Below are 14088 nucleotides of genomic sequence, written 5' to 3' on the forward strand. Positions count from 1 at the left end.
GACTGCCCAGGAGGCCGCGAGAACAGAGAAAAACCGGGTCGCGTCGCGGTCAGAGCTGCCCACGTCGCCCGAGCACCGCCGCAGCGCCCAGCAACGCGAGGAGCGCCAGCCCGAGTCCGAACCCGGGACCGTCGGAGGCAGTCGGCGTGGGCGAGGCGCCCGTCGGCGTGGTGGTTGGCGTCGGCGAGTCCGGCGACGACGCGGCCGTCGGGGTAGCCGTCGCGGGCGGTTCCTCGGCCGCCGTGGCCGTCGGCGTCGGGTCTGCCGCGGCCGTCGCCAGGACGAACCCGGTGAGACTCGGCACGTCCGCCTCGTAGACGACCGCGTCGTCGGTCGTCGCCAACCGCTGCAGCGAGACCGCCGTCCACGAGCCGTCGACGAGTCTGTAGCCGACCACGTCTGTGGGGTCGACCTCGCGGTCGGCGAGCACGCGCCGGTCCACGGAGAGTCGGAGCGTTGCGGCCGTCCCCTCGGCGTCCGCGAACGAGAGGGCTGTGAGTGCGTCGCCGCTGGTGGTTGGCAGTGCGCCGCCGGTCGGCGTCGCGGTTGCGCTCATCTGGATGTCCCGGTCACCGCTCGTCGCGGGCGTCACCGTGACGGCCGTGAGGTAGACGCCGGTCGAACCGAGCGCCCCGTTCTCGACGGGTGCCGACAGCCACTCGCCCGCGGTGGCGTTCCGAACCCGGAAGACGAACTCGCCGTCGTCGAGCCGGACGACGTCAAACGAGCCCAGCGTTCCGGCTGGGTCCTCCAGGCTGCCGCCCGTCGACCCGGTGGACGTGTCGTCGGTCCCGTCGTCCGACGATGCTGCGTCGTCTTCGCTGTCGTTCGAGGGTGGCGTCGACCCGCCCGACCCCGTGCCGACCGTGAACGACACCGTCTCGGTGTGGACGTTGCCGGCACGATCAGCGATAGACACGGCGAGCGAGTGCGTCGCGCCGTCGGCCAGCCCCGTCGCCTCGAACTCGGTGTAGGCGCTCGTGATCGTGGTCGCTGCGTCGGTCGTGACCACCGACCCGTCGAAACGGACGCCGACCCGGCCGGGGTCCACGCCGCTGAGCGCGTCCTCGTACTCGACGCGGAGCGTCGTGGCCGTCGTCCCGGCCGCCAGGTCCTGGCCGTCGTCCGGGGTCGTGGCGGTGACGGTCGGCGGGGTGGCGTCGATCACGACCGCACCATACGTCGAGAAGTGCGTCACGGTGGCCACCCAGTACTCGTCGGTGTTGCCGTCGACGGTGACGTTCCGGACCGTCGTCGGGACGTCCGTCCACCGGCCGGTCGTCTCGTTGAAGAACCGGACCGTCACGTCGTCGACACCGGTTCCGTCGGCGAGCAGCGAGCGGTCGACCGGGATGCCGATGATGGCGTAGCTGAGGTTCGCCGAGAGCTCCGTGCCGATCTCGGCATCGACGAACGCCACTCCCTCGCCGTCGAGCGGCGCGAGCGGCGTGTCGCTCTCGGTGACCGTGACGAAGGTGTCGTTGACGGGGCCGGTAGTGGTGAACCGGATGAACCGGTCCGACGGGTGGAACTGGACCGTGATGGTGTCGTTGGCGTCCGTGCTCTCGGTGGCGAGCAGCGTCGTCGCGGTGGCCGTCCCGCGGTTCCCCGCGCGGTCGGTCCCCGTCGCCGTGAGGCTGTACTGCCCCTCGCCGGCGAGCGTGACCGTCCCGTTCCAGTGATCGCCCTCGTCGGTCAGGTCGGGCGAGACGACGCTGCCGTCGGGACGCTCGATGTCCACGGCGACCGTTCCGGGCCGGACGGCCTCGTCCGGGTCGACGGTGACGGTCGCAGCCGTGGTGTTCAGTCGGGTGACCGTCGCCGAGAGCTGGGGCGCCGCCCGGTCGACGGCGACACGGTCTGTAGCCGTGACGGTGCGGCGGTTCCCTCGGTCGTCGGTCGCCTCGACGACTACGTCGTACTCGCCGTCGTCGGGCACGCCGGCGAGCGGGATGGACGCCGTCCAGTTCCCGCTCGTCGCGTCGTAGCTCGCGGTGCTGGTCTGCTCGAAGGTCGCGAACCGGGAATCGAGCGTCACGCGAACGCTGTCGACCGTGCCGGCCGCGTCGGTGACGTCGACGGCCACGTCGACCGTCTCGTTCGCGTAGACGGTCGAGCCCTCGCGGTCCGAGCCCGCGACCCCGATTCGGTCGATGGTCGGCGCGGCGGCGTCGTAGCTCTCGCCGGTGAGCGGAACCTCGACCTCGGGTTCGTCCGGGTCGTCACTCAGTACCGTCAGGGTGGCCGTGGCCGGGCCGCTGGCCGTCGGCGCGTACTCGACGGTGAGGGCGTGTGTGCCGCCGTAGCCCAGTACCGCGGGGTCGGTGCCGGAAACGAGATGGAACGCGCTCGCGTTCGGCCCCGAGACCGTCGCGCCGGAGACGGTCAGGTTCTGGTCGCCGACGTTGGCGACGGTGACCGTCGCCGTGGTGGTCGTCCCCGCAGGGACGGTCCCGAAGTCGACGCTGTCCGGGGTGACCGCCACGTCGGCGAGTGAACTGCTCGTCGCGTCCACGACGGTGATCGTCACCGTTCCACCGCTGGCTTCGGCCCCGTGTTCGTCCTCGATCCAGTAGGTGAAACTGTCGACGCCCACGAAGCCCGCGTCCGGGGTGTACTCGAAGCCGCCACTGGCGTAGAACCACGGGAGCGACCCGTGGGTCGGCGTGCCGACGTACTTGGTGCTGATGGCATCGTCGTCCAGGTCGTAGTCGTTCGCGAGGACGCCGGGGGCCTCCACTGTGAGCGTCTCGCCCTGAATGACCACGTAGTCGTCGGAGACGGGCTCAGGGGCGCGATTCGTCGGCGGGAGCACCTCGATGGTGACGGTGCCGCCGGAGGCTTCGGCCCCGTGTTCGTCTTCGATCCAGTAGCCGAACGAGTCCGTGCCGGTGAAGCCCGTGTCCGGTCGGTACTCGAAGCCACCCGAGCCGTAGAACCGGTGGAGCGTGCCGTCGCTCGGTCTGCCGACGTACTTGGTGGATATCGAATCCCCGTCTGCGTCGTCGTCGTTCGCGAGCACGCCGGGGGCGCTGACGTTCAGCCACTCACCTGCGCGGACGGAGTAGACGTCGTCGACGACCGCCGGCGCACGGTTCCCGCTCGCGTTCGGGTCCGGAACGACCTCGATGGTGACGCTGGTGTACGCCGTCTCGCCGTGGTCGTCTTCGATCCAGTAACTGAACGAGTCGGTACCGGTGAAGCCATCGTCGGCCCGGTACTCGAAGCCGCCGCTGACCCTGAACGACGCGAGCGAGCCGTTGTTCGGCGTCCCGACGTACTTGGTGCTGATGGCGTCGCCGTCGGGGTCGTAGTCGTTCGCGAGGACGCCGGGGGCGCTGACGTTCAGCCACTCGCCCTCCACGACGGTGAACGTGTCCGCGGCCGCGGTCGGCGCGCGGTTCCCGGTCGTATTCGGGTTCGGGAGCACCTCGATGCTGACCGTCGCAGTGTCGGTGTTGCCGTCGGCGTCCTCCATCGTGTAGCCGAAGGTGTCGGTGCCGACGGCGCCATCGTCGGCTCTGTAGTTGAAGGCGCCGGTGTCGTAGAACCCTGCGAGCGAGCCGTTGTTCGGCGTCCCGACGTACTTGGTGCTGATGGCGTCGCCGTCGGGGTCGGCGTCGTTCGCGAGGACGCCAGGGGCGCTCACGTTCAGCCACTCACCGTCGTAGACCGAGTAGACGTCGTCGACCGCGACCGGGTTCGTGCTGTTCGGGTCGAGTACCTCGATGGTGACGGTGCCGCCCGGGGTTTCGGCCCCGTGTTCGTCTTCGATCCAGTAGCTGAACGAGTCGGTGCCGGTGAAATTCGAGTTCGGGTGGTACTCGAAGCCCCCACTGGCGTAGAACCGGTTGAGCGAGCCGTTTTCCGGCGTGCCGACGTACTTGGTGCTAATCGAATCGCCGTCCAGGTCGTAGTCGTTCGTGAGGACGCCGGGGGCACTCACGTTGAGCCACTCGCCCTCGAGGACAGTGTAGTGGTCGTCGAGGCCCGTCGGTGGCCGGTTCTCGGCGACGACCTCGACGGTGACGCTGGCGTACGCCGTCTCGCCGTGGTCGTCTTCGATCCAGTAGACGAACGTGTCGGTGCCGGTGGCGTCGGCGCTGTAGTTGAAGCCGCCACTCCCGTAGAACCTGTGCAGGTCGCCGTGGGTCGGCGTGCCGACGTACTTGGTGCTAATCGAATCGCTGTCCAGGTCGTAGTCGTTCGCGAGGACGCCGGGGGCACTCACGTTGAGCCACCCGCCTTCCGGAACTGTGTAGTAGTCGTCGACCGCGGTCGGTGCGCGGTTCTTCGGCGGGAGCACCTCGATGGTGACGGTGCCGCCGGAGGCTTCCGTCCCATGTTCGTCTTCGATCCAGTAGGTGAACGAGTCGGTGCCGGTGAAGTCGGCGTCGGGCTTGTACTCGAAGCCGCCGCTGACCCTGAACGAGTCGAGGTCGCCGTGGGCCGGCGTCCCGACGTACTTCGTTGTGACCGAATCGCCGTCCGGGTCCGCGTCGTTCGCGAGGACGCCGGGGGCGCTCACGTTCAGCCACTCGCCCGCGTGGACGGAGTAGACATCGTCCACGACCGTCGGCGCGCGGTTCGGGTCCGAGAGGACCTCGATGGTGACCATGGCGTACGAGGAGGTCGTGCCCTCGGCGTCCTCGGCCCAGTAGGTGAACGTGTCGGTGCCGGTGAAGCCGGGGTCCGCGGTGTAGTTGAAGCCGCCGCTGACCCTGAACGACGCGAGCGTGCCGTTGTCGGGCCCGAAGTAGCTCGTCGTGTCGAACGCGTCGCCGTCCGGGTCCGCGTCGTTCGCCAGCACGCCCGGTGCGCTGACGTTCAGCCACTCGCCCACGTACACCGTGTAATGGTCGGCCGCCACGGTCGGCGGGCGGTTGGGCACGGGGACGAACCCGGTTCCGGTCAGCGCGACGCTCACCGTGGACTCGTCGGCGTCGTTCGTCGCGAGTTCGAGCGTCGCCTCGGCCGTGCCCGTGAACTCGGGTGCGAACTCGACGGTGACGTCGTGTGAGCCACCGGCCGGAATCGTCGTCGGGCTCCCCCCGGTCGTCACGGTGTACGCGGCGGCGTCAGCGCCCGTAATCGTCGCGCCGTCGAACGAGAGCGCCGACCCGCCGACGTTCGAGACGGTCACGGTCGTCTGGTTGCTGGTGCCGACTTCGACGTCGCCGAAGTCGTAGCTCGTCGGCGTGACGTCGACCTCGGCGGGGCCGGCGGCGACGCCGGTGAGCGTCGCCGTGACGGTCCCCGAGAAGTACGTCTGGACCTCGAGCGTCGCGGTCTTCGTCCCGCTGGTCGTCGGCGCGAACCGCAGCCAGATGGTCGCGCTGTCGCCCGGATAGACGTTCGTCTGCGGGCCGCTCAGGATGCTGTAGTCGGAGGCGTTCGCCCCGACGATGCTGGCGCTGTCGAGATAGAGCGTCTCCGACCCTTCGTTCGTCACCTGTACGTACCGGTCGGCGGTGTTACCCACGTTGACGTTTCCGAAGTCGAGCGTCGTCGGCGAGACGACCGGGTCCGCCGAGGGTTCCGAGACGTTCACCTGCACCGGCGGCAGGTCGGCGATGGTGACGTTGTACGTGCCGGTGGTGGCGAACGCGTGCGTGAAGCTCACGGTGGCCTCGTCGTTGTAGCCGGTGCCGACCGAGCCGCTCGTGGTCTCGACGACGCTCCCGTTCACCAGGAGGTCAGTCGTGTACGCACAGGCGGCGTCCCCGAGGTTCCGGACGGTCGCCTCGATGGTGACCGACTCGCCAGTCGAGGCGTTCTGACTCGACAGCGTGAGTCCGGAGTAGTCGAACAGCACTGGCGGCTGGTCGGTCGGCCCGCCCGTGAGCGCCGCGAGCGAGTAGGTGTAGTCGCTGTTCTCCAGCCCCGTCGTGTAGAGCACGCCGTCGACGACGGCCGGCGTGAACGACGCCTCGCCGTAGGCGCCGTAGCGCCACACGAGTGCGCCGGTGTCGGCGTCGTACGCCCTGAGGGTGCTGTCAGACAGCGGGACGTACACCACGCCGCCGGCATACACCGGCGAGTGTTCGGCGGCCGTACAGACGGTCGTGTTCCACCGCTCGCCGCCGGTGGCCGCGTCGATGGCGCGGACGGCGCCGTCGGCGGTGAGGTACAGCGTGCCGTTCGCCAGCGCGGGCGACGACCGCGTGTAGCCGTCGACGTTCGCGGGCGCGCTCCAGATGGTGCTGCCGTCGGCCGCGTCGAGCGCATAGACGTTCGCGTCGGTGCTGCCGTAGGAGGCGTCGTCCACGTAGACGACACCGTTGTTCACGACCGGCGAGTGGAGTCTCGACCCGGCGCCAGCGATAGTTCGGTTCCACTGTTCCGTTCCGGTCGCCGTGTCGACTGCATACGTGTGGCCGTCGTCGCTCGTGACGTACACCGTGCCGTCGACGACGGCCGGTGCGGCCATCCCGTAGCCCGACCCGGGTTTGGCGAACGTCCACAGCCGTTCCCGGGTCGTCGCGTTCAGCGCGTAGAGCCGGTCCTCGCTGGGGCCCTCCCCGGTGACGTAGACGACGTCGTCGACCACGGTGATGCCGCCGTCGTCCCCCGCGTCGAACGTCCAGAGGCGATCGCCGGTCGAGGCGTCCAGCTGGTAGACCGTCCCGTAGGCGGTGATCGCGTAGAGGTAGCCGCTGGCGTACACCGGTGAGACCTCGACGTTGTCCGCGGTCAGGTACTGCCACTGGAGCGAGCCGTCGGCGGCGTCGTACGCGAACACCGCATCGGCGCCGGTGTCGTCGTTCCCGCCGACGAAGACGGTACCCGCAGCGACCGTCGGGCCGCTCGTCCACTCGTACGAGTGGTTCACCGCCCAGGTCACGACGTCGCTACCGACTGCCGTCGGTGCGGCGGTGCTGGAGCCGCCGGTGTTCGCGGCGTCGAAGTGTTCCGTCGGCCAGGAGCTGGCGTCGGGTGCGAGGTCGCGTGGGCCGCCGAGGTCGAGCCGCTGGCCGTCGCCAGTGTCGCCGGCGTTGACCGTGGCGCTCCCGGCGCGGTCGTACATGAACCGTTCCAGCGAGTCCTCCCCTTCGTTCGGCTGGAGGGTGAACACGAAGTCGCCGCGTTGCTGGAGCCGGACCGTCCAGGCGACCGTTGTGCTCTCGCCCGGGGCGAGCGTGCCGTCGCGAGCGACGTAGTTGTAGACGTAGTGGTCCTGGTCCGGGGCGACATCGAGGTTCACGTCGTACCCCCGGGTGAGCGTACCGACGTTGGTCACCGTCGCGGTGACCGTGACGTTCTCGCCGACGCCGACCGTCTGCGAACCGACCGAGAGGTCGGTGTACTCGATGACGCCACCCTCCACGAGCGCCCGGAGTCGGCCCGTCCAGTCGTCGTAGGCGTAGGCGGTGCCGTCCGCGACCGACAGCGACAGGCCCTGCCCCGTGTGTCCGAGTCGGTCGCCGGTCTCGGCGTCGTAGATGCGGGTGTAGCCGGGGTCGAAGGTCGTCTCTGCGCCGTAGACGACGCCGTCGACCACCTGGATGCGCGAGAGGTGGTTCGTGCTCGTGTTCCAGGCCACGGTGCCGGTCGCCACGTCGATGCGGTGGAGGCGGTTCACGTCGGCGTCCGAGTACGCGGTCTGCCGGACGTACAGCGAGCCGTCGCGGACCGCGGGCGTCCGCAGTCGCCAGCCGTCGTCGTCGCCGCCGTAGTAGTTCGGAATCGGTGTCGGGGTGAATCGCCACTGCTCGGCGCCGGTCGCGACGTCGAGGGCGACGAGCTCCTCTGCTGGCTCGCCGGCCGCGTTCTTCGACTCGTTGACGACGAACACCAGCCCGCCCGAGACGACGGGCGTCTCCCCCGTGTCGACGACGAGCCCGTTCGTCGCCCAGGCCAGCGAGCCCGTCGCCGCGTCGAAGACGTGGAGTTCGTCCTCGTAGGTTCCCCGCTCGATCTCCTCCATGGCGGTCACGAACACGTGGCCCTCGCCGGCGGCGTAGGTTATGTAGGAGTCCTGGAACCGGTACTCGGCGTTGGTGTACGACCAGAGCGAGTTCCCGGTGGCGGCGTCGAGCGCGACGACGGAGGCGTTCTTGTAGTAGTCGTTCCGCTCGTAGATGTTGCCCGCGAGGTAGACGCGACCGTCGGCGACGATGGGGCCGTGGTCGTCGCCCGTGGAGACGTTGATTGACACCGACTGCTTCCACGTCTGCGTGCCGGTCGCGGCGTCGAGGGCGTACACGGAGCCGTGTTCTATCGAGCCACCGCCATCGTAGAACAGGAACGGCGTCGTGACGACGTAGACGGTGCCGCCCACGACCGCCGGCGACCCGGCGGGAACCCGGTTCTCGGCCGTGAAGTTGTACTCCCACTGGACAGCGCCGCTCTGTGCGTCGTAGGCGGCGACGGTGTGGACGTCCTCCCCGCCGCTGTACCGGTTCTGGTGCCCGATGACGTAGACGGTGCCGTCGGCGACGACGGGCGTGGTGTCCTCGTCGACGTTGCTGAGGTTCCAGGCTTCCTGGAAGTGCTGTGACGGGCCGTCGGTGTTCGGGTTGGCGGCGCTCCGGTTCGGGGCGAACCCGCCCATCGGCCACGCGTCGACGGGGCTGCCGTGAACGACGTCGACGGTCACTGGCCCGGCCGCCGGAGTAGAATCCAGCTGGCGCTTTACGGAGAGGTTCCACGCGGCGGCGCTGTGGAGCGTCGTCGTGAACGTCACGGTGGTCGTGGTGCCGGCGGCGAGACTGCCGTTCGCCCAGTCGAGGGTTCGCTCGTCGCCCGGGAACGGCGTGTCCGCGACCAGCGAGAGGTTGTACGACCGGGCCTCGTCGTCGACGTTCTCGACGGTCACGTCGGCGGTGAACTGCTCACCGGGCGCGACGCTCGTCGACGAGGGCGTGAACCCGGAGAACCGGAACGGCGCCGTCTCCAGCGCGTACACTCGGGTGGTGTCGACGTTGGTGCCGGTGGTGTCGATTGCCAGCGCGTACACACGGTCGTCGGCGACGGCCAATGGAGTCCCCACTCCGTCGAGCAGGTACTGCCACAGGCGGGTACCGGTCGTCGCGTCGAGCGCGACGACGTGCCCGCGGTTGTTGACCGCGTAGACGGTGCCGTCTGCCACTGTTGGCGGGTGTGCGTACGTCCGGACGTAGTTCAGGCCGTAGTCGAGACTCCCGGAGAGGTGGTGGCGCCACTGCTGCTGGCCGGTCGCCGCATCGAGGGCGCGGACAGTGTTACCCGCAGAGACGTAGACGGTGCCCTCGGCTATGGCCGCCCCTTCGGCCCGCGTGTTCAGGTCGAACATCCACTCGACGTGCCCGTCGGTGGTGTTCAGTCGGTAGAACCGCGGGTCGTAGTCGCCGGTGGTCTGGTCGCGCAGCGCGGAGCCGGCGCCGACGAACACCGACCCATCGGTGACGACCGGTTGCATCCTGACGGGACCCTCCATCTCGAACCGCCAGCGCTCGCTGCCGTCGCTGGCGTTCAGCGCGAGCACGGCGTGGTCGCGGTCGTTGATCCGGCTGGCGGCGTACAGCGTCCCGTCGGCCGCCGAGAGGCCGATCGAGAGGTCCTCGTTGACGTCGGCGGACCACTGCTGGCTGCCCGTCCCGACGTCGAACGCGTACAGGTACTCCCCGCGGCTGGCGTAGAGCGTCCCGTCGAGGACGACCGTCGAGTCGGCCTGGAAGTCGGTGACGTTCCACAGCTCCGCGCCGTCGGTCGTCCGGTACGCCCGAATCTCGTCGCCCGAGTAGTCGATCTCGGTCGTGAGTACCACGCCGTCGGCGACCGACACGGTATCGACGTCGAGACCGGTGTTGTTCCACACCTGTTCCCCGGTGTCGGCGTCGACTGCACGGAGGGTCTCCTGGCCGGCGACGAACACGAACCCGTCAGCGACGACGGCGGGTTCGTCGTTGGTGTCGCCGTCGAACGCGTGTATCCAGCGGGCGTCGGGCGTGGTCGTCGGCCCCGACGAGTTCGGCGTGTATCCCGAGCGCCCCGGGTCGCGGCCGGCGGTCGGCCAGTCATCGGCGCCGAGCGTCGGCCAGTCGGCGAGCGAGGCGGTCGCCTCACCCACGCCGGCGACCGCCGTCGGCGCGGTCGTGGGGTCGGTCACGGCCGGTAGTGTAGTCGTACCACTACCGTCGTCGATGGCTGCAGGTGTGTCGAGTGCTGCGCCGACGGGGCCGACGACCGCCGAGAGAACGATGAGCACCGAGACTACAAGCGGGATGAGCGCGCCTGCTGCGGTGCCAAACCTCCGTAAGAGAGTACGATCCGCGAGTCCAGTCATAGTAGGTCTGGCTTACGTCGGCCCGTGGATATATGCAGTCACCGCCCATTGTCCGGGTTCCGGACACCGTTCCACTTACCGAACAGTTATTCTCGCTCCCGCAGTCTCCACCGTATAATGGTCGCTGTGAGTCCGGACGACGAGGCGCTTCCTGTGGAAGCCATCAAGCGAGGGACGGTGCTGCGGGTGCTCCGTGAGGGCCCGATGGACCGGGCCGGGCTGATGGCCGCGCTCGACGTCTCCCGAACCACCATCCACCGCATCGTCCGGAGCCTCGAAGCGCAGGAGCTCATCCGACAGGACGGTCACGAGTTCGAACTCTCCGCGTTCGGGCGGACGGTCGCCGACGAAGTCGCAACCTACCGGCGGCGCGTGCTCGCCGCCAGACGTATCCAGCCGTTTCTCGAAACGGTGCCGGAGATCGACATCGACGTGGGGCTGTTCGAGACGGCTCGCGTCACCCAGATGCAGCCGACGAACCCGTACGGCCCCGTCGCGCGGTTCATGCAACTGCTCACGGACTCCGGGACGCTGTACGGCTTCGACACCACCACCGTCGCCCCCATCTACGTCGACGAGATCCGTGCCGAAATCGTCGGCGGGATGGAGACGGACGTCGTCTACCTCCCTGCGGTCATCGAGGACATGGTCGGGACGTACGCCGACGAACTCGAAGCAGCACTCGATAGCGGGCTGCTCACCCTCTCGAAACACGGGGGACTCCCGTTCGGGCTCGCCATCTTCGACGACCGCGTCGGCCTCGGCGGCTACGACGACGAGACCGGGATGCTGCGCGTGTTCGTCGACACGGACGACCCGGCAGCGCGCGACTGGGCTCTCGACCTGTACGAGCAGTACCGTGTGGAGGCGACGCCACTGGAGTTCCAGCCCGGGGCGGATTGAGGCTCGGTTCGTCGTCGGTCGCTGGATGGGGTGGACCGTCGCGGCGGTCCCGAGGCTCGCCATCGTCGACGCGTTCGGCGTCAATGGTGTCACCCCGTACGCCGTCGCCCGCCGCATCCGGGGCATCATGAACACCCCCGGCTGGGGTTCGGGCTCGCCTCCTCGTCGCTCGTCGGGCAGTCGCTCGGCGCTGGCGACGAGGGCGACGCCGAGGCGTACGGCACGGATGTCATCCGCCACGCCGTCGGTGTCTACGTGGGCCCGGCGATTCTCGTGGGTGTCTTCGCCGAGCGGATCGTCGTCACGTTCGTCGGGTCGGCGACTGCCCCGGCCGTCCCGATCGCGATCACGCTCGTCTACGCGGCCTGTATCGCGGTCGTCGTGCAGGGCGTCTCGGGGGCGGCGGCCGCCCCGCTCGACGCGCGTGGCGACACCCGATGGCCGTTCCTCGCGCAGGCGGCCGGGATGGTCGGCTACTCGATCCCGATCGTGTATCTCGGACCTACGCCGCTCGGGACTGTACCTCGCCTTCGCCACCGAGACCGGGAACCCCGCGGTGGTCAACTCGCGCTGAACGGACGGATGAACACAAGAGTCCAGAGCACAAAGAGGAGGGCATGGAGCTACCGCAGAATCTTCGCAATCGTAACTGGCTCATCCGCATGGTTCTCGCCACCGGCCTTGCAGTCGTCGCACTCCAGTCGCTCCGGCGAGGCAGGCGAGTGCGCGGCGTGCTGGCCGGACTCGGTGCCGTCGCGCTCGGGTACACCGCTGTGACCGAATCTACCGACGTGATGGAGCACCTCGCGGAGGATCTCGATGGCGAAGCAGCGAGTGAGACCGTTCGGCTGCGCTGTGCAAGCTGTGGCGATCCCATCGTGCCTGGCCAGTCCCGACGGCCGAACGAGAACAACGAAATCGTCCACGAGGCCTGTCTCACCGCGTCCGCGTGAGTCTCTGAGCCAGTCCCTGCGCCCGCCATCTCCTCCGTCTAGCGCCTGGACCCCGAGGCGTGTCACTGAGCAGTGCAACAGGGCCAGACCATCGCACTCCGCGCCAGCAAATACGAAAATCAACTGATGCGGTAGCGCGGATTCCAAAGCGGAATCTCCGGCTAGCGAAATCCGTCCCCTGGTCACCGAACACACATGTGGGACGGTGATCGTCACCGACGGCATCGCATCGGAGCCCGACGTCCCCGTATAGCTCGCCACCTCGACATTGGCATTTGAGAGAGATCCCACGCGGATTCGTCGTCCATTCGACGCTGACCACATCCCGAGTGAACCCGCCTCCGAGAGATGTATACACTTAATTAGCCGACTACGGAACTCTCGACCACCAACCCTCGAATGGATATCACCCGCGCTATTGTGACAGAAGGCAAGGCGCTGTGGCGAGGGGGCAACGGACCATCACTCGTTGCAATCGCTGGTGGGTGGGGGTTACTCCTCGGCACACGGATGATCTATCCGGTCCTGCTCCCATATTTCCGTGATAGCTTCGGCCTGAGTCTGACAATCGCTGGCTTACTCATATCGATACTCTGGCTCGGTTCGGCGGTCGGGCAACTGCCGGGCGGCATCCTCGCCGACCGATACAGCGAGCGGACCGTCATGGCGAGCAGTGCGATCATCGTCGGGGTGGCGCTCAGTCTCGTCGTAACTGCCCAAACGGCCAGTGTCCTGTTTGTCGCGACGGGAATCGTCGGGTTGGGCCAATCCCTGTACCCCATCGCTCGAATCACCATCCTCTCGCACATCTATCCCGATCGGATCGGTAGCGCGCTCGGCGTGACGATGGCCACGGGCGACCTCGGGCAGACAGTCCTCCCCCCGATCGCGGGTGTGGTTGCCGTGACGATCGCCTGGCAAGCGGGGCTGAGCTTCGTCATTCCGCTCCTCCTCCTCGTTGGCGTTGGGATCTGGGTAGCACTTCCGGCCCAGGAACACACCACCCGCGAGGGCGGGGCGCTCTCAGCTGATCGGCTGCAGCTGCTGCGCTCCGAGCTTCGTGACTCGGACCTGGGAATCGTGACGGTCATCCTCATCCTGTTCTTCTTGACCTGGCAATCGTTCACCGGCTTCTACCCGACGTATCTGGTCGAAGTGAAGGGCCTGTCGTCGGCGACGGCTGGATTGTTATTCAGCGCCTTCTTCGCCTTCGGGATTCTCGTCAAGCCAGTGGCCGGCGCGGCCTACGATCGAATCGGCATGCGACGTTCGCTCGTGATTATCCTCGCCGGCCCCGTCGTCGGATTCGGGGCCCTCCCGTTCGTCGAGGGCGTCTGGCCACTCGTCGCGATAACCGCCATCGTGAGCACGATGCTTGGGTCGGGTGCAGTGACCCAATCGTTCCTGGCGGATGCGTTCTCCGAAGAGATCAGAGGGACCGGACTTGGGGTGATCCGAACGATAACCGCGGTCATCGGCGCGACGGGCCCGGTGCTCTTCGGGAGCATCGCGGACCGGGGCTACTTCGACGAAGGCTACCTGCTGTTAGCTGCGATACTGGCGGTCGTGATCCTGCTCACGCTCCGCCTGCCGGACTCCTCGACCGACTAGGTAGGCATCGCCCCACGACCTCGTCCTGTTGGTGCGGTACTGCCCGACCGGCTGCGACACTTCCTCCCGATTGCTACACCCGGTCCGTCATCAGGGATGCACAAGGAGCACAGTCGACTCAGACGTCGGGGGGCTGTCAGCGACGACTACGTGCCACAGAGGCAGTGTCCCGGGAGCTCCATTGTGGTGCGTATGGTTTTCCCGGTACCGTACAGAGCACCGCTCATCCGCAAAGTATCGTGCAGTAGCCGTGTGTACAGTGCGGTTTTAGGGGGCGATTCGATGCTCACCCCAGAACGGTGTGTTGACGACGAAAGCGCGGCCCACCCCCGTCGAAACACGGGCGCTAGCGCC

5 protein-coding genes are annotated in these 14088 nt (G+C 68.1%); 4 read left to right on the plus strand and 1 reads right to left on the minus strand.

Features of this window, described 5'->3' with window-relative positions:
* Window positions 1-49: 49 nt before the first annotated feature.
* Window positions 50-10267, minus strand: coding sequence for an outer membrane protein assembly factor BamB family protein (locus NL126_RS08485; RefSeq protein ID WP_255198494.1), 10218 nt, complete (start codon window positions 10265-10267; stop codon window positions 50-52).
* 117 nt (window positions 10268-10384) lie between these two features.
* Between NL126_RS08485 and NL126_RS08490 the strand changes: the two genes are divergently transcribed.
* The 4 genes from NL126_RS08490 (at window position 10385) to NL126_RS08505 (ending at window position 13734) form a co-directional block, all read left to right on the plus strand.
* Entirely contained in the window at window positions 10385-11170 is a 786-nt protein-coding gene (locus NL126_RS08490; protein ID WP_255198495.1) for a helix-turn-helix transcriptional regulator, read from the plus strand.
* Window positions 11171-11200: 30 nt separating this feature from the next.
* Window positions 11201-11947, plus strand: coding sequence for an MATE family efflux transporter (locus NL126_RS08495; RefSeq protein WP_255198496.1), 747 nt, complete (start codon window positions 11201-11203; stop codon window positions 11945-11947).
* The gene (locus NL126_RS08500) at window positions 11833-12123 is read left to right on the plus strand and encodes a DUF2892 domain-containing protein (RefSeq protein ID WP_255198497.1); all 291 of its coding nucleotides are present in this window, start codon (window positions 11833-11835) and stop codon (window positions 12121-12123) included. The genes NL126_RS08495 and NL126_RS08500 overlap by 115 nt, the downstream gene beginning before the upstream one ends.
* Window positions 12124-12522: 399 nt before the next feature.
* Window positions 12523-13734 (plus strand): MFS transporter, encoded by a 1212-nt coding sequence (locus NL126_RS08505; protein ID WP_255198498.1) that lies wholly within the window; start codon window positions 12523-12525, stop codon window positions 13732-13734.
* Window positions 13735-14088 lie beyond the last annotated feature (354 nt).

This window comes from Halorarius litoreus, assembly GCF_024362405.1.
In the GTDB taxonomy this organism is placed as follows: Archaea; Halobacteriota; Halobacteria; order Halobacteriales; family Haloarculaceae; genus Halorarius; species Halorarius litoreus.